General features: G+C 67.3%; 15 protein-coding genes and 1 pseudogene. 8 read left to right on the plus strand and 8 right to left on the minus strand.

Annotation, left to right across the window (positions count from 1 at the left end; genetic code table 11):
• The 3 genes from glsA to U9977_RS03755 all read right to left on the minus strand — a co-directional run bounded on the left by glsA (position 1) and on the right by U9977_RS03755 (position 3,137).
• Positions 1-1,884: a glutaminase A gene (gene glsA, locus U9977_RS03745; RefSeq protein WP_322747740.1), complete on the minus strand. Its 1,884-nt coding sequence runs from the start codon at positions 1,882-1,884 to the stop codon at positions 1-3.
• A gap of 92 nt (positions 1,885-1,976) precedes the next feature.
• A complete protein-coding gene (hisG, locus tag U9977_RS03750; protein WP_322747741.1) occupies positions 1,977-2,822 on the minus strand; it encodes an ATP phosphoribosyltransferase in 846 nt (281 codons plus the stop codon).
• Positions 2,823-2,873: 51 nt separating this feature from the next.
• Complete coding sequence (locus U9977_RS03755) at positions 2,874-3,137, minus strand: phosphoribosyl-ATP diphosphatase (protein WP_322747742.1); 264 nt, start codon at positions 3,135-3,137, stop codon at positions 2,874-2,876.
• Between the two features lie 270 nt (positions 3,138-3,407).
• Between U9977_RS03755 and U9977_RS03760 the strand changes: the two genes are divergently transcribed.
• The 3 genes from U9977_RS03760 (at position 3,408) to U9977_RS03770 (ending at position 7,403) form a co-directional block, all read left to right on the plus strand.
• Entirely contained in the window at positions 3,408-4,202 is a 795-nt protein-coding gene (locus tag U9977_RS03760; RefSeq protein ID WP_322747743.1) for a Cof-type HAD-IIB family hydrolase, read from the plus strand.
• Between the two features lie 76 nt (positions 4,203-4,278).
• A complete protein-coding gene (locus U9977_RS03765) occupies positions 4,279-5,892 on the plus strand; it encodes a TldD/PmbA family protein (RefSeq protein ID WP_322747744.1) in 1,614 nt (537 codons plus the stop codon).
• Positions 5,893-5,897: 5 nt separating this feature from the next.
• Positions 5,898-7,403 (plus strand): metallopeptidase TldD-related protein, encoded by a 1,506-nt coding sequence (locus tag U9977_RS03770; RefSeq protein WP_322747745.1) that lies wholly within the window; start codon positions 5,898-5,900, stop codon positions 7,401-7,403.
• Positions 7,404-7,421: 18 nt separating this feature from the next.
• On the opposite strand, the gene U9977_RS03775 is transcribed toward U9977_RS03770, so the two are convergent.
• The 3 genes from U9977_RS03775 to U9977_RS03785 form a co-directional block, all read right to left on the minus strand.
• A complete protein-coding gene (locus U9977_RS03775) occupies positions 7,422-7,991 on the minus strand; it encodes a bacterial proteasome activator family protein (protein ID WP_322747746.1) in 570 nt (189 codons plus the stop codon).
• Positions 7,992-8,076: 85 nt separating this feature from the next.
• Positions 8,077-9,090, minus strand: a complete 1,014-nt coding sequence (locus tag U9977_RS03780) for an NAD(P)H-quinone oxidoreductase (RefSeq protein WP_322747747.1) — start codon at positions 9,088-9,090, stop codon at positions 8,077-8,079.
• 55 nt (positions 9,091-9,145) lie between these two features.
• On the minus strand, positions 9,146-9,892 hold the full coding sequence (locus U9977_RS03785) for a DUF1778 domain-containing protein (protein ID WP_322747748.1): 747 nt from the start codon (positions 9,890-9,892) through the stop codon (positions 9,146-9,148).
• A 322-nt stretch (positions 9,893-10,214) separates the two neighbouring features.
• Between U9977_RS03785 and U9977_RS03790 the strand changes: the two genes are divergently transcribed.
• The 5 genes from U9977_RS03790 (at position 10,215) to U9977_RS03810 (ending at position 14,845) form a co-directional block, all read left to right on the plus strand.
• The gene (locus U9977_RS03790) at positions 10,215-11,078 is read left to right on the plus strand and encodes a S1C family serine protease (protein ID WP_322747749.1); all 864 of its coding nucleotides are present in this window, start codon (positions 10,215-10,217) and stop codon (positions 11,076-11,078) included.
• Positions 11,079-11,794: 716 nt separating this feature from the next.
• On the plus strand, positions 11,795-12,502 hold the full coding sequence (locus U9977_RS03795; protein WP_322747750.1) for a SigE family RNA polymerase sigma factor: 708 nt from the start codon (positions 11,795-11,797) through the stop codon (positions 12,500-12,502).
• Positions 12,503-13,185: 683 nt separating this feature from the next.
• Positions 13,186-13,755 (plus strand): hypothetical protein, encoded by a 570-nt coding sequence (locus U9977_RS03800; RefSeq protein WP_322747751.1) that lies wholly within the window; start codon positions 13,186-13,188, stop codon positions 13,753-13,755.
• A 245-nt stretch (positions 13,756-14,000) separates the two neighbouring features.
• A complete protein-coding gene (locus U9977_RS03805; RefSeq protein WP_322747752.1) occupies positions 14,001-14,432 on the plus strand; it encodes a hypothetical protein in 432 nt (143 codons plus the stop codon).
• A gap of 2 nt (positions 14,433-14,434) precedes the next feature.
• Entirely contained in the window at positions 14,435-14,845 is a 411-nt protein-coding gene (locus tag U9977_RS03810) for a DUF3817 domain-containing protein (protein WP_322747760.1), read from the plus strand.
• Positions 14,846-14,898: 53 nt separating this feature from the next.
• Here the strand turns inward: U9977_RS03810 and U9977_RS03815 are convergent, their stop codons facing one another.
• Both U9977_RS03815 and U9977_RS03820 read right to left on the minus strand, forming a co-directional pair.
• Positions 14,899-15,969 (minus strand): hypothetical protein, encoded by a 1,071-nt coding sequence (locus U9977_RS03815; RefSeq protein WP_322747753.1) that lies wholly within the window; start codon positions 15,967-15,969, stop codon positions 14,899-14,901.
• Positions 15,966-17,209: pseudogene (locus U9977_RS03820) on the minus strand (right-handed parallel beta-helix repeat-containing protein); the annotation flags it as partial. The pseudogene U9977_RS03820 and the gene U9977_RS03815, both read right to left, overlap by 4 nt.

The raw sequence follows: 17,209 nt of genomic DNA on the forward strand, positions 1-17,209 counted from the left end.
TCAGTCCTGCATCGACTGGATCTCCCGGGTGGCCCGCCGAAGCCGGGCCGACAGGCTCCGTGCGATCGCCCGGTAGATCGCGTCGCAGGTGCGCGGGTTGCTCCGGCGCAGTTCTTCGAACGCGGCAAGGGAGAGCACCTCGCACTCGGTCGGCTCCGCCACCGTGATGCGGGTGGAGCGCAACCCGCCGTCGACAAGTGCCAGCTCGCCGAAGGCGGCCCCGGCCGGCACGGTGTTGAGGCGGAGCCACCGCACTGCCTTTCCCGCTTGAACCTCGGCGTTGACCAGACCGCGGGTCACGAAGTAGATGGCATCGGCCGGGTCGCCCGCATCGAAGATCACTTCCCCACGCTCATAGGACTGGCTCCTGGTGAGCGATCGGACGACCGCGACCTCGTCGCGTGCCAACTCGGCAAGCAGCTCCTGCCCGGCGAACGGGACCCGGACGGTCGGTGGGAGCGTGGTGAGGTTCGCCCGCATCAGCAGGGCTTCCTCACACCACTCGAGCGCGATCTCAAGATCAGGAAGTCGCTCGGTGGACCAGTCCGAGCGCATCAGCCCGGCGACGGCCGGGAGCGCCCGCGGGTCGACGAACAGCGTCGTGACCTTCCGATCCGCGAGATCGGCCAACAACACCCGGAGCAGGCAGGCAGCCGGTTCGTCGATAGCTGCGACCCGCCGCAGGTCGAATACGATCCACGAGATGCCGTCAAGGTGATCAGCCACTGTCCGTAGCAGCCGCTCCGCGCTCGCGAACGCAAGATCGCCCTGAAGCTCATACACGACGAACGCCGCACCCGACCGCGCAAGAACCTCCCTGTCCCGTTCCGGCCGGACCCGCTTGGAGCTGACCGTGTCCCCGCGGTAGGTGAAGCGGACCGGATGCGCCGGCTGACCCCCCGGGCGCAGCAGGTGCAAGGCGAAACGCTCGGACATCTCTCGACAGGCGAGAACCCCACGGACGCTGTTGCCCTTGTGATCCAGGAGAGGACTATAGAGGCCGACACCCAGCTGGCCCGGTAGAACCGCGCAGATCCCCCCTGCGACGCCGCTCTTGGCCGGCAGCCCGACCCGCAACAACCACTCACCAGCGTGGTCGTACATACCGCAGGTACCCATGACCGCGAGAACGCTGCCCACGTCCGCCTCGGACACGACCCGCTGCTTCGTCAGTGGGTTGACGCCGCCGAGCGCGAGTGTCGCCGCCATGACGGCCAGGTCGGTACCGGTGACGAGAACGGCGCACTGCCGGAAGTAGATGGAACAGATCTCATCAACCGATCCCTGCAATGCTCCGGCGTTACGCATCAGGTAGGCGATGGCGCGGTTACGGTCACCGGTGGCCTGCTCGGACGCGAAGACCTGTTCGTCCACGTCGAGCTCGCGGCCGGCGAACGCCGACAACCCCTGACGAATTCGCTCGAAACGCTCGGCCGGATCCCGTCCGTCGATCAGACTCGCGGTGAGGATCGCTCCCGCGTTGACCATCGGGTTCAACGGCCGGCCGGTACCGGCTTCAAGCGTGATGGCGTTGAAGGCGTCGCCGGTAGGCTCGACCCCGACCCTGCGGATGACGTCGTCAAAACCACGATCATGCAGAGCGAGGGCATAGACGAACGGCTTGGAAACCGACTGGATCGTGAACGGCAGCATGCTGTCGCCCACACTGTAGCTGTGGCCGTCCATTGTTGTCATGGCGATCCCGAAGGCATTCGGGTCGGCGTGCGCAAGCTGTGGGATATAGGTGGCAACCGCTCCGTCGCGATTGTCGCGAAACCCACCGTGCAGTTCGCCGAGTAGTCGTTCGATCGGCCCGCCCGATGGCGTCCCCGCACCGACCGATGCGGGGACATGCTTAGAGTGCGGCGCAGGAGCCTCGTTCACTCTCCGCTCCCGTCTCCCTTCCAACCCACCTGGCACAAGATACTCTTCGCACTTTCGGGATGCGGCTGGTCGCTGAAACCACCGGCGTGCTACTACAGGCGGCAGGCCCGGATCGAGGAGACCATGATGCCCCGGGCGCCGATCTCCCACAGATCATCCATCACCCGGTTCACCTCGGCGTGGAGCACCATGGCGCGCACGGCCACCCAATCCTCACGCTGCAACGGTGAAATCGTCGGCGACTCGTAACCCGGGGTAATCTCGCACGCCTTTTCCAGTACTGAATTGGGAACGTCGTAGTCCATGATCGCATAACGCCGAGCGACCAGGACCCCCTGAATGCGACGCAGCAGGCGCTCGTGGGCGGGCACGAGCTCCAGCCCCTTCTTCACGATGACAACGGCCTCGGAACGCAACACCGGCTCACCCACCAGGGCTAGGCCGTGAGCACGCAACGTGCGCCCGGTCTCCACCACGTCCGCGACGACATCGGCCACTCCGAGCCGGACGGCCGTCTCCACCGCGCCGTCAAGTTTCACGATGCGGGCATCAATGCCGCGCTCGGCCAGGTCGGCCGCGACCAGGCCGGGGAACGACGTTGCTATGCGCGTCCCGGCCAGGCCCGCAATGCCGTCCAACGCGCCAAGCGGCGCGGCATAGCGAAAGGTGGAGAACCCGAACCCGAGCGGCAGCAGTTCGTCAGCGGCGACACCACTGTCGATAAGGAGGTCACGGCCGGTGATGCCGATGTCAAGGTGACCCGCCCCGACATAGACGGCGATGTCGCGAGGCCGGAGGAAGAAGAACTCGATATCGTTCTCGGTGTCGGCGATGACCAGTTCCGCCGATTCCCGATGCGCCCGGTAGCCGGCGTCGACGAGCAACTGACTGGATGCCGTGGCGAGTGCACCTTTGTTGGGCACCGCGAGTCGAAGCATCATAGCCCCCGTGTCACAGTTTGGCACCGGATACACACAGAACATCGACCGTCACAGCTTCGAGTATACGTCCTCGGGGGCGAGACCCGCGGAAATCATCACCAACTGACTCCAGTACAACAGCTGCGACAACTCCTCCGCGACCCGCTGCGGCCCCTCGTACTCGGCCGCCATCCAGGTTTCGGCGGCCTCTTCGAGGAGTTTCTTCCCGATATGGTGAATCCCTTTTTCGAGAGCGTCGACGCTACCGGATCCTGCGGTCCGTTCGCGCCATTTTTCGGCGAGCTCCAGATACAGTTCATCGTACGTTTTCATCGTTACCGAAATCCATCCTTCCCACCGGTCGCAAAAATGATCACCCTGGCCGCTGGGAGGATCTGTTCGCCGTCCGGAGGCTCCAGCACCCAGGAGACCCCGTCCGGCCGGCCGCAAAGACATCGGCATGAAGCACATCGGCACGGACCATGCGCATGGTAACGCACCGCCGCCGCGAGTGGACGGGACACCGCGGCAGACACCACCGGCGACGCAGCGGAGTGCGGCCGACGTACCGCCGAGCGCTCTCATGCGGTTTACTGAACGATTGTGTTCCGTCCCTCGCTCGTCGCCACCGACCTCGACGGAACGCTGATCCGATCGGATGGCTCGGTCTCCGCTCGCACCCGGGCCGCGCTGCGCCGGGTCGAGGCTGCCGGCGCGCTCGTGGTGTTCGTCACCGGCCGGCCCACGCGGGTGATGGCCGAGATCGTGGCCCAGACCGGCGCGTCCGGCCTGGCGATCTGCGCCAACGGCGCGCTCGTCTACGACCTGGACAACAATTCGACAGTCACGCATCGCGCTCTGGACACCACCACGGCCCTGTGGCTGACCGCTGAAATCCGGGCTCTCGTGCCCGATGCCGCCTTTGCGGTGGAAAGCGGTACCCGTTTCGGGCGGGAACCGACCTTCGTCACGATGTGGCCCGATCCACACGAATGCGTCGGTCACATCACCGAACTTCTGCTGGCGATGCCGGCGACAAAACTACTGGTCCGGCGGGAACTACGCGGGATCACCCTGGCCGACGCCTATGTCGCGATCGCGCGGATCGCCGGCTCGGCCGCAGTGGTCACCACATCGAGTCACGATCTCGTCGAAATCGCCGGAGCGGGTATCTCCAAGGGAGTCGCCCTGGCGGAGATCGCCGCGCAGTACGACATATCCGCGCAACACACGATCGCATTCGGTGACATGCCGAACGATCTGCCTATGTTCGCCTGGGCCGGGCACGCCGTCGCGGTCGCCAACGCACACCCGGAGGTCCTCGCGGCAGCTGACGAGATCACCGCCTCGAACGACGCCGACGGCGTGGCACACGTCATCGAGCGCCTCTTCCCCTGACCCGTCCGGAGCGCGCTGGAGCGCCCGCCGACCGCCCTTTGGAGCAGATCCTTTCTCCAGGGGTCAGGATGAGGTCATGGCCACATCTGCCACCACCTCGGCGGGGGGCGCCGGCGTCGGCCGCACCGGGCACGGCGGTCCGGCCGCGCCCGACACGCGGTCCCATGACATCGACCCCGAGTTCCTGACGCTGCCCCGCGCGGCGCTCGCGGACGCCGCACTGCAGACCGCCCGCGACTGTGGGGCGACCCATGCCGACATCCGCATCGAACGGACCCGCGACGCGTCGCTGTCGTTCCGCGACGGCGGCCTGGAGAGCCGCGGCGACGGCCTGTCGGTCGGTTTCGCCGTCCGGGTCGTTCACGACGGGACGTGGGGATTCGCCGCCGGCGTCGACCTCACAGTCGACGAGGCCGTCCGGGTGACCAGGCAGGCCGTCGAGCTCGCGCAGGTGGCACGGCCGCTCAACAGCGAACCGGTGGAGCTGGCCGATGAACCCGTCTACACCGACGCGGTGTGGGTGTCGGCCTACGCGGTCGACCCGTTCACGATCGAGACCGCCGAGAAGATCGAACGGGTCGGCGGGCTGTGCCGCACGCTGATGACCGCCAGGGATGTCGACCATGTCGACGGCACGCTCGGGCAGGTGATGGAGAACAAGTTCTACGCGGACCTGGCCGGGACGACCACCACCCAGCAGCGGGTCAGGGTGATCTGCCAGCTCGAGGCGACCCGGGTCGAGCGCGCCGCCGGCGGCTTCGAGACCATGCGTACGATCGCGCCCCCGGTCGGCCGCGGCTGGGAGTGGCTGGTGGCGGGTCCGGCCGCGGGCTGCTGGGACTGGGACGGCGAGATCGCGCTCATCCCATCTCTGCTGGCGGAGAAGGCACAGGCATCCTCGGTGGAGCCGGGCCGCTATGACCTGGTGATCGATCCGTCCAACCTGTGGTTGACCATCCACGAGTCGGTCGGCCATGCCACCGAACTCGACCGCGCGCTGGGTTACGAAGCCGCCTACGCGGGCACGTCGTTCGCAACCCTGGACAAGATCAGGTCACTGTGCTACGGCTCCCCCGCCATGCACGTCACCGGCGACCGCACCGCCCCGCACGGCCTGGCGACGATCGGCTACGACGACGAGGGCGTGCAAGCCGGGCAGTGGGACATCGTCCGCGCCGGAACTCTGGTCGGCTACCAGCTCGACCGCAGGATGGCCGCGCAGAACGCCGTCGCACTCGGCGTGCGGAGTTCCAACGGCTGCGCGTTCGCGGACTCCCCCGGACACGTGCCGATCCAGCGGATGGCCAACGTGTCACTCCAGCCTGCCCCAGGCGGGCCGGCCACCGAAGAACTGATCTCCCGGGTGGAACGCGGAATCTACGTCGTCGGTGACAAGAGCTGGTCGATCGACATGCAGCGGTACAACTTCCAGTTCACCGGCCAGCGGTTCTACGAGATTCGCGGCGGCCAGCTCGTCGGGCAGCTGCGCGACGTCGCATACCAGGCGACCACCACCGATTTCTGGGGGTCGCTGGAGGCCGTGGGCGGCGAGGCGACCTACGTCCTGGGCGGTGCGTTCAACTGCGGCAAGGGCCAGCCCGGCCAGGTTGCCCCGGTGAGCCACGGTTGTCCGTCCGTGCTGTTGCGGGGCGTGAACATTCTCAACACCCAGCGAGAGGCGGGCCGGTGAGCGCGATGCAGTCCCACGAAATCGTCGAGATGGCGCTGGCATCGTCACGGGCCGACGGCGCCGTGGTGATCGCTGGCGAGTCGAGCACAGTGAACCTGCGGTGGGCCAACAACACCCTGACCACCAACGGCGCGGCCCGGGACCGGTCCGTCACCGTGATCAGCGTGGTGGGCCGCGCGTTCGGGGTCCGCTCCGCGAGCAGTGTCTCCGACCGCGACGACCTGGCGAAGCTGTTGCGGCTGTCCGAGGCCGACGCCCGCGAGGCCGGAAACGCCGACGACTACGCCGAGCTGCTCGGTCCCGACGCCGACGGCTACACCGAGGTCACCATGGCGCACCCAGGCGGCGGGACAGCGGTAGCGGCCGCGCACGCAGTAGCGCAGACAACCTTCGCGGACCCCGCGCAACGCACCAGCACCAGCGTGTTCGCCGCATTCGCCCGCGATCTCGGCGACGCCTTCGAGGCGGCGCGGGCCGACGGGCGGCGCCTGTTCGGTTTCGCCCAGCATGAACTGACCACCACCTGGCTCGGCACCTCCGCGGGGCTCCGGCTACGGCACAGCCAGCCGACGGGCTCCGTGGAATGGAACGCCAAGAGCGCCACGCCCGGCGGCTCGGTGTGGCATGGCCAGTCCACGCACGACTTCACCGACGTGTCCGTGCCGGACACCGACGCGCTCCTGCGCCGGCGTCTGGCCTGGGCCACGCGCTCGGTGGAACTGCCGGCCGGCCGCTACGAGACGTTGCTGCCGCCGTCCGCCGTCGCGGACCTGCTCACCTACGCCTACTGGTCGGCCGCCGGCCGCGACGCCGCCGAGGGACGTACCGTCTTCAGCCGGGCCGGCGGGGGCACCAGAATCGGTGAGACGCTCGGCCCGCCCGGCCTGCACCTGTTCAGCGACCCGTTCGACCCGGAGCTTTCCGCGACCCCGTTCGTGATCGCGGCGTCCTCGTCGGCGACATCCAGCGTGTTCGACAACGGACTGCCGCTGCGACGCACCGACTGGATCATGGATGGCAAGCTGGCCGCGCTGGTCCAGACCCGTGCGTCGGCTCGTGGTGGCGCCCTGGAGGGCCAACGGGCGGGCGACGATCGTGCGATCGCGCGCCCGCAGGCCCCAAGCCCCGGAGCAGTTGCGGTGACCCCGTTCGTCGACAACCTGACCCTCGACGGCGGCGGGACCGCATCCCTGGAAGAGATGATCGCGAATACTTCTCGCGGGCTGCTGCTGACCTGCCTGTGGTACATCCGTGAAGTCGACCCGCAGATCCTCCTGCTCACCGGGCTCACCCGTGACGGCGTCTACCTGATCGAGGACGGCGAGGTCGTTGGTGCGGTGAACAACTTCCGTTTCAACGAGAGTCCGGTGGACCTGCTGGGACGGCTCACCGAGGTCGGGGCAACGGTCCGGACGCTTCCACGCGAGTGGGCGGACTGGTTCACGCTCGCGCGGATGCCGGCGGTGCGCGTCCCCGACTTCAACATGAGCTCGGTCAGTCCCGCCAGCTGACCCGGCCCGGCGCACAAACTACAGATAGGCGCCGCGACCGAACTGTTCACCGGACTGGGAACCGCTTGGCAGGGCCCGCCGCCGCATCTCCTCCAGCTGGGCCCGCGCGGCCATCTGCTGGGCGAACAGCGCCGTCTGGATGCCGTGGAAGAGCCCCTCGAGCCAGCCGACGAGCTGCGCCTGGGCGATCCGGAGCTCGGCGTCGCTCGGGGTCTGCGTCTCGTCGAACGGAAGGGTGAGACGGCCCAGCTCGCTCTGAAGCTCAGGGGCCAGCCCGTCGGAGAGCTCTCTGATCGAATTACGATGGATCTCCCGAAGGCGGAGCCGGCTCGCCTCGTCCAGCGGCGCCGCCCGTACCTCCTCCAACAACTGTTTGATCATTGCGCCGATCCGCATCACCTTGTCCGGCTGGGAGACCATCTCCATGAGCGTGTTCGACTGGTCGCCTTCGCCGTCGGTGACGTGGGACGCATCAATGCCGCTGCCGATGGCGCCGGGCACGATCCGCGGGCGAGCACCCGAGGTATCGGTATCCACAGCACCGTCCGGTCCGACGATCACGACCCGCGGGTCCGGTTGATCTGCCATGGGTCCATCCTGCCTGGTCGCGCCGAAAGGCATGCGGGCAGGATGGATGCGGTCCTGATCCGATCACCTTCGGCGACATTTTGCCTCACTTGAAGGACTCACTGTAATCAAGATTCACAGCAAGTAGGACCTTACCCACATGCCCGAGGTCCTCGACATGCCGATGCGCGTCGGCGACCCGCTCGATCGGGACCACCCGATCGACGACCGGCCGGATCGTGCCGGCCTCGACCGCCGGCCAGAACTGCTCACGAACAGCGGCCACGATCGCCGCCTTCTGCGCGTCCGGCCGGCCACGCAAAGACACCGCATGTACGCCGCCCCGCTTCGCCAACAGCGTCCCGAGGTTCAGTTCGCCCTTTCGTCCGCCCTGGAGTCCGATCACGACGATCCGCCCCTCGACGGCCAGCGCGTCAACGTTGCGCGCCAGATAGGAACCACCCATGTTGTCGAGAATGACGTCCGCTCCGCGACCGTCGGTGGCCTCCTTCACACGGGCGACGAAGTCGTCGTCCCGGTAGGAGATGGCAAGATCGGCTCCGAGTTCGCGGACCCGCGCCAGCTTCGCCGAGCTGCCCGCGGTGGTGACGATCGTCACCGACGGTCGAAGCGCCCGCACCGCCTGGATCGCGAACGTACCGATCCCCGATGCGCCGCCGTGCACGAGGAAGACCTCGCCGTCGCTCAGCCCGGCCAGCCCGAACACCGTCGAGTGGACGGTGGCGGCGACCTCGGGCAGCCCGGCGGCCTCGACCAGCGACACACCCGCCGGTGCCGCAAGCACCTGGGTAGCGGGCACGTTGACCCTGGTCGCGTACCCGCCGCCGGACAGCAGCGCACAGACCTCGTCGCCGACCTGCCACGCCGTCACACCGTCGCCGACCGCCGCGACCAGGCCGGAGCACTCCAGCCCGAGCACCGGCGAAGCGCCCGGCGGAGGCGAATAGAAACCCTGTCGTTGCAGCAGGTCTGCCCGGTTGACCGCGGAGGCGACCACATCAATGGCCACCTCACCCGGGCCCGGGAAAGGTAGATCGGCCACCTCGGCCCAGGACATGACCTCAGGACCACCCGACGACGTCACTGTCACCGCATGCACAGCGCCACGATATCCGCACGGCAGCCGTCAGCGTAACGGCAGGGCTGGCACCAGCCTATGCTGGAAACGCCAGACGTAGATCGCAGACACGTAGCAGCAGACGGTAGGGGTCCGACGGCCAGTCGGAGAAGATCCCCAGGTTCCGGCACCACTCGCGAGCCGAGGCATCCTCGACATTGATGATGAGGATCGGCGTGCGGGCCGGCCCCGCGGCGTACGCGACCTGCGCCAGGGCGTCGGCCACGAGCGCCCGGCCGACGCCGCGATGACGATCCGCGAGGTCGACCCCGACCCTGGAAATGATCAGTACCGGTGTCTCCCCTCCGTCACCCGCAAGGCTTCCGCTCGACAGCGCATAGTAACCGGCAACGTCGTCTCCGGACCCCCGCCGGATGACCCGGACCCGGTTACGCCCGCTCTGGGCGGCAATGAGGGCCTGCTCCCGCAACCAGGTCGTGGTCGGCAAGGATCCGCAGTCGAACCCCGAGCGGGAATGGTAGGTAGCCAACGTCTCAATGCCGCTGTACCCGTGCCCGTGCGCACCGGCCCCCGGCCCGGCCGTTGCAAGAAGGCTTTCAAGCCCCGCCGGCATGCGCGCGGGCTCGGCCACCAGCACCCTGACGTCAGCCTCCTGTTCGGCCGAGAGACAGAAGAGTCGACGGTCGGCCAGAAGGTCGGTCGCCGCTCTGGTGGCGTGAGCGATCACGAAGTCGGTGATCGGAATTCCCGCCGCGTCACTGGCCGCGGCCAACAGGCGCCACGCCTGCCCGTCTTCGCCGGTACCGACAGGATCGATGTTCACCATCGACATCCGTGAACCTCCAACATCCCATGACATTACTCAAAGAACTTATATACTATACCCACGGTAATGAACCGTGGGTCGCCGCACCCCTGTCACCGGGCACTCCAAGCACGTTCTCACGCGTTCATCGGTCGGGCTTCACGAATGACTCAGATCGCGGCGGGATCGTGACACCATGGATGCCACCTGGCTACGCGACAGCTCGGTTTCGACGCTTGCGCCCCCGGCCCGCACGCGACCACCGTTGCGCTCACCCCTCTCACCCCTCTCACCCTCACCACCGTCCGCGCTCCCGGTGGACACCCCGGTGGACACGCCGGTGGACACGCCCGTTGGGCGCGAGAAGCCGGCATCGTCTGCACGCCGCCGCCGCCGCCTGGCCCTGAGCCTGATGGCGCTGAGCCTGGCAACGGCGAGCGCTGGCGCCGCGGTGGGCGCCGCCGTCACGACCATCGCCGACCAGCCCCCGGCGGTCAGCGCCGCCGCAGCGACATCAGGATCAGCGGTCGAGGCCAGCGCACCGAACACTGTCGCCGCCGCCGCCATGAAAATCGAACCCAGTGTGGTCACGCTCGAGGTCGTCGGCCGCCAGGTATCGGCGGTCGGATCCGGGGTGGTGATCCGTGCCGACGGCTACATCCTCACGAACAACCACGTGATCGCGAGTGGCGGTACGATCAACGTCCGCATGCAGGACGGTACCCGGTACGCCGCAACGCTCATCGGGCAGAACACCACCGCCGACCTCGCCGTCATAAAGATCAACGCAACCGGACTGACGCCCACGACGTTCGCCGACTCCACGGACGTACGGGTAGGCGATCAGGTTGTTGCGGTGGGAAGTCCGCTCGGGTTGTCCGAGACCGTCACCGCCGGCGTGGTCTCGGCCCTCGGTCGTCAGGTCGACATCAGCGCAGGCACCGCCGGCACGGGCGGCGCCGTGAGATACCAGGCGATCCAGACCGATGCCGCGCTCAACCCGGGCAACTCAGGCGGCGCGCTGGTCAACTCGGCCGGTGAACTGATCGGCATCACCTCGTCCATCGCCACGACGAGCAGTGGGACGAGCGCCTCTCCTGGCCGGCAACAGTCCGAGTCCGGCAACATCGGCGTTGGCTTCGCCATCACCGCCAACCAGGCCCGCCAGGTCGCAGAGCAGATCATCGCCGCGGCCAGCCGCTGACGGGACGGGAGCCGAAGGCGTCATCCGGGGGAAGACAGGCCGGTTCGGGTTCGGGCTCGGCCGGGGCGGGCTCGGTATAGGGCGATGGTTCGCGCGGCGCGGGAGGGAGGTCCGGAGTATCCGGAAGCAGCGGACCCGGGTCGTCCGGAACGGGAACGTCCGGATCAAGCGGAGGCGGCGTGCTGGGTTGGTGCGGACGAACGGCCAGCCGGCGCCGACCACCTAGCGCGTCCGGCCATGCACGCACCCCGGCCCCGATCCTTGATCTGCATCCCCTGTTGCCAGGCACTCTGACGCGCGACGCAACCATAGGGGCGGGGATACCCGGACCAACGGAGACCGGAAACATCGTCGCAAAGATCCAGTACTGATCATAAGACCGCCCGCTGCGTACGCCGAACAGGCCCGTGACGTCGGCAGTTGCGTACAACATCCCGTAAGATCCGATCTTACCATCGGATGACCGAATTATGCCAACCAGGCAGAGACCTCACTCTGGCGGTCGGACATACTTCGACTACATTGCCTGCGGGACTGCACCTCGATGATCGGCTGATTCCTGCCAGATCGTTGGGAATGCGTCGGCCATCGGACGAGCTACGGGAGCACGCCGGTTGGAACGGGACGACTACACCGATGGCGGCACATCCGCCAGTCCACCAACGGCGACTCGACTGTCCGTGACGCCATCCTTGTCCGTGACGCCACCATTGTCCGTGACGCCACCACCGACGACCAGCACCGGCGGCACAGCGTATCCGGATGCCGAGGAGGCCGGCTCCCCGGACAGTCCGCGTCCAGAATCGGAGTTCCACGCCTTCTTCGAGCAGCATCATCGCCAGCTCGCACGGCTCGCCTACCTGCTGACAAGCGACCACGACGCCGCCGATGACATCACGGCCGACGCCTTCACCGCCGCCTGGCGGCACTGGGGCAGAGTGCGTCAGGTTGACAACCCGTTGGCGTACATGCGCCGTACGGTCGCGAACATGGCAACCAGCCGGCTGCGGCGGATCATGCGTGAGCGGCGTGGCCTGGGCATGCTCGGCACCATGGCCGAGACCCACCGCGCTGACACCGACGTGCCAGCCGTCGTCGACGTCCGGGCTGCGCTGATGTCACTTCCGACCCGCAAGCGGGAATGCGTGGTGCTCCGTTACGCCTTCGATCTGTCAGAGTACGAGACCGCTCGCACACTGGGCATATCCATCGGCACGGTCAAGAGCCAGACGTCCAAGGGCGCGGGCGAGCTTGAACGACTCCTGGAGACAAGCGTACGCGACACCGAGCGGTTGACGCCGTCCCCACCTGCAGCAGCACCTTCGGCACAATCAAGGAAGAAATCAGGCGCACGCAAGGAACTACCGCGCCCGCGGCGGGAGGCTGACCCACCGGCGCGACTGCGGGGAGGAGAGGCCACGTGACAGCCGCCCGCCGCAGACGCGATCGTGGTCCTGGCCGCCGCGCCGGCCCCGCTCAGGCGGACGCTGCATCATGGCTGCCGGCCGCGCTGGCCGACGAGGCGTTCACCCATGAGCCGGACAGCGCCAGGATCCGCAGGCGCATGGCCGGCACAGCTGGCACTGCCGGCACAGCTGGCGCAACGCTCTCGTCAGACGCTGGCAGCCGCGATCGCCACGGCGGCATGCGACGCGGCGGCATGCGACGCGGCGACGACTCCTGGCCACCAACCGGCCTACGGTCGAGGCCGGACCGCTGGGGGTGGGTGCCCCGCCAGCGTCCAGCAGTGATCGCCGTTGGCATGGCCACCGGCGTGCTGAGCCTTGCCGCGATCACCGTGATCGGCGTGCGGGCGATCACACTGCAGGACGAACGCCGGGCCATCACAGCTGTGGCGGCATCAGTTCCGCCAACCTCGGCCTCGCCCCACCCCCCAACCACGCCGCCGTCCCCCAAGCCTTCACTACCGGGCGGGCAGCAACAGACCGCCCCGCCATCAACACCATCCGCCACAACCACACCGACAGTCACAACCCCGCGGACCAGTATATCGGCATCAACCAGTGCAATATCACTGATTCAACTTACTCTAGTAACAATGCCAACACAACGGGTTGTTCTTCCCCTGCCGAATGTCATGGACTGGGTGCTCTACGGACCTGGCGCTGATGGCAACGTCCGCGAACGAGCGCGTGCCGCCTTCAACAACCCCGCCATCGGCCAGCTCGGCATCGTCGGGGCCACCCCGACAGCGGTGACCGGCATGACCGGCCGTTTCGACTGGAGCGGAGGCAGTCCGCAGGCGACCGGTAAGGACTACATCGATCGTCTAGCCGTACCGGCTTCCGGTGAAATCAGGCTGACCATCTCGCTGACGTCCGGCGTGGACGGCCATCTGGACCTCTATCTGGGCACCATCGGGGTACGCGGCATGATCCGAACCGACCTGGACGGACAAGCCGGTCCCGCCATGTCGCTGGCGCCACCCCAACCGGGCCGGTGGACCGACGCGATCGTGCGGATCAACTTCCGAGGAATCGCCGGCCCACACAGTATGACGGTCATGGTGTCAACGGCGGACGGGTCCGGGTCCGGGTCCGGCCAGCCTGCTCAGGGTTTCCAGCGCGGCGGCAGCGGCGGCACCTCGCCCCGGCAACCAGCGGCAGTCTCGGCCGGACAGATCTCGCTCGCCGCCGCGATACTGCTCGGCAGTTAGAACTCCTTAGAACGCCCGAACAGTAAGCTTTTGGTGACGTAAAGACATGCTCCGGGTGCGGCAACCATGCGGCCGGCTGGAACGACTGGACATATGAATGTACGGACGGGTCGCCTTCATCAAGATCCTTGTGATCGACGGGGCGCCGTCTCCCCTGTACCGGCCTGCTCGTTCCTCGCTAACCCCCCCCAGCCGGGGCGGGCAGGCCGCTCACAGGGCGCGGACCGGAGAGTAGCGTCACGACCGTGCGCCGAGTCCTCTTCTCACCGTCGTGGCTGGTACGCCACGCACTCGCGCTCTTTCTGATCGGCCTGTTCGCCAGACTCGGCTGGTGGCAGTGGGAGAAGGGGCAGTCTGCCCGCGGTACCCTGCAGAACCTTTTTTACGGAGTCGAATGGCCGATCTTTGCCGCGGCCGTGGTCTTCGGTTGGTGGCAGATGGTACGTGAGGAACGTCACCCGACGCGGGTGAACGAAGCCATGCCGAGGATCGCGCCCCCGCTGGGAGCGAACGACCCGGCTGCTGAGTATCTTGATAAGATCAACATCAGCACCATCGACACCATCGGCGAAAACAGCATCGACGACGAGGAGGGCGAGGCGGAGTTGGCCTCGTACAACCGCTATCTTGCCGCTCTGCACGAGCGGGACGCGCCATCGGGACCGAGGCCGCGGTGACCATGCCAGCCGATGACGCCACCTTGGATCCCGCCCGGCCTTCGCCTGCGCTGCCAGCGCCAGCCGCCGGGACCGGCCGCAACAGCGAACAGGCGATCCACGCGGCGCTGCTGCGGTTCCGGGTGGTCGCGTATGTGGTGGGCGTCGGTCTGATCACACTCGTGCTGATAGGCGTGCCACTGAAGTACCTGGCGGACACGCCGGCTGTGGCCGAAACCGTGGGCCCGCTGCACGGCTTCCTGTTCATGATCTACCTGGCCCTGACCGTGGATCTGGCGTCACGCTGCCGGTTTCGCCCCGTCCACACTCTTGCGATCATGATTGCGGGAACCGTGCCGTTCCTGTCGTTCGTAGCGGAGAGGAAGGTCAGCGCTCAGGTACTCGGTGCGCGGCGCCTCGGCCAGGTGAGTTGATCCTGCCTGCCTGCCCGGCCAGCCGGGTGGGCAACCGCTGACGCCGGACGCGGTCAGGAACAGGCGACGTTGGAAATACCGGCAGCCGCGCCCACGACCTGATTGTCGCAGCCGACCACGTTCCCGAGGTCCTTCTCGTGGATGTAAACCCCGAAGCCCGCGGCGTTCACCACGAGCGTGTTTTTTCGGATGATATTGTGACGACCCCAGCCTTCTTTCACCACATGCTCCTGGATGCCATCCTTGATGGCCCCGCCGGGCTTACCGGTGTTTTTCTCGACGATCCACCCGTTGCCCTTGAGATCAATCCAGGAGTCGCCCCCGGCATCGGTCATCCTGTCGCTGGACAACATGTTCTCCGAGATGACACCCCCGGCGGTGCCCTCTTTGATGTCGATGTTCTCAGCAGTCGTACCAGCGATGTTGTTGCCGATGATGAAGTTGCGATCGCTGGCGTCCGGGCTACAGTTCGAGATCTTGCACCAGTTACTTTCGGCGCTGCCGACGTAGATACCCTCGCCGAACTTCTCCGACCGGTGTCCGGTGTCACGGACGGTGTTTCCGGTCACCAGGTTGTCCGAACTGAAGTCACGTAGGTGGATGGCCTCGTCCCCGATGGCGCTGACGCTCAACCCGGCAATGACGCTGTGCTGGGTGGCATCCGCCATCACGCCTTTCTTGCCGTTGCGAACGCTGAAACCAACCAGCCGGATGAAAGCCGCATGGTCGAGGTGCAGGATGTAGTCGGTGTCATTCCCGCCGTCCAGCACCGCGTTACCCGAACCGCACAGCCAGATCGGCTGGGCTTCGCTGCCCGCCTTCGTGATGACGAACCCGCCGACATACGTCCCGTCAGCCATCCGGATGACAGAGCCCGGGCTCGCCAACGCCAGCGCGCTCGTGAGGTCGGCGCCGTCGTGAACAGTGGGAGCGCTCTGCGGGCATGTCACCTGCCGTGTCTGGCCGGTGGCCGCGAGACCGTCTGCCAGTGCCGTCGGCGCCTTCGGGGCGACCGGCTTCGCATCATCACCATGACAAGAGGCGGTCACCGCTGCGATGGCGACGGCCGCGGTGGCCGCCACGAGCAGTAGGGACCGCCTCTGACGCATGGTGACAGATGTCACTGAGGGTCCCTGCGCCCGTTACGGTCGCGGCCTCGGCCGTTGCTGTAGGACATCGTCGCCCGTGCCGGCCCGACCGCGTCGAGCTTGATCACCGACACGCCCTCGTCGCTGACGATGGTCGTGGTGTCTTCATCGAGACCGTTCGGGAACGCCTGAGAGTCGGATGCGTGACCGGTCCACTGCGGGAACCGGTCACCTGACGGGGAGGCCTCCGGCAGGAGCGGCGACCGGAGGTCGTCGCCGTAGCCGTTCCCATAGCCGTTCCCGTTCCCGTTCCCGTTCCCATGGCCGTTGCCGTTCCCATAGCCGTTGCCGTTCCCGTTCCCATAGCCGTTCCCGTTCCCATAGCCGTTGCCATGGACGTTCAACGGGTCGTCCTTGGGCTCTCGAAGCCGGTCGCGCTGGAACCTTACGTCCATGGTCGGGTTGTCGTCATGGCTGACATGAAGACCAGCCCGGTCGAGTACCCGGCTGTTGAACGTCTCGGTCGGGCCGTCCACCGGCGTCTGCCGCGCCGCCGGCACCAGCGGGGCACCCGGAACTGCGGGACCGGTACCGGGGGCGAACCAGGGCGCGTCGGCGGGCCGGGGCTTGCCGCCCGGCCGGTGCTCCGCCGCCGCGATGTCGGCCGCCGCCGCGGTGCGGTAGGTCGTCGAGCGAGGCACAGCCTGCCCCGGGACCACCGGCATCGGCTCGGAAGCAGCCGAAGCCTTCGACCGGACGGCCGCCTCGACCGGTCCCGGCGTGCCCTTCGCACGGCCAGCCTTGATGACGTCGGCTTTCGGTCCGGTGCCTGTGGTCATCCGCTGCACCAACAGGTCCGATTCGGGATAGGGATGCTCCGCTGCCCGCTTGCGCCAGCGCCGGCCGGTCCGCCATCCCAGGATCGGCAGCAGGGCCATGAATGCCCACACGAACAGCGCGGGGTGTCGCTCGAAGATCGAATACCAGGGCCGCTCGACCCGCGGAATCCAGTTCGACACATCGTTGGCGCTGAGAGCCGCGAGGGTGATTCCGGTGGCCTTGTTGATGTCCACCGCGCGCCAACCGCGACCGGACAGGGTGTTGTTACCTATCGTGGTCCCGTCAGCCTGACCCCGAATCGTGATCGCGAACTCCGTCGACCCCGCTATCGTGTTCCGACTGATGACGTTCGTCGGGGCGTCCTGGGTGATGATTCCCATACGCCCGTCGGACAGCTTGTTGGTAGTGATCGCCGTCCGCTTGGCATCCGGCCCCA

This window comes from Protofrankia sp. Cas8 (assembly GCF_963555845.1).
Lineage (GTDB): Bacteria > Actinomycetota > Actinomycetes > Frankiales > Frankiaceae > Protofrankia.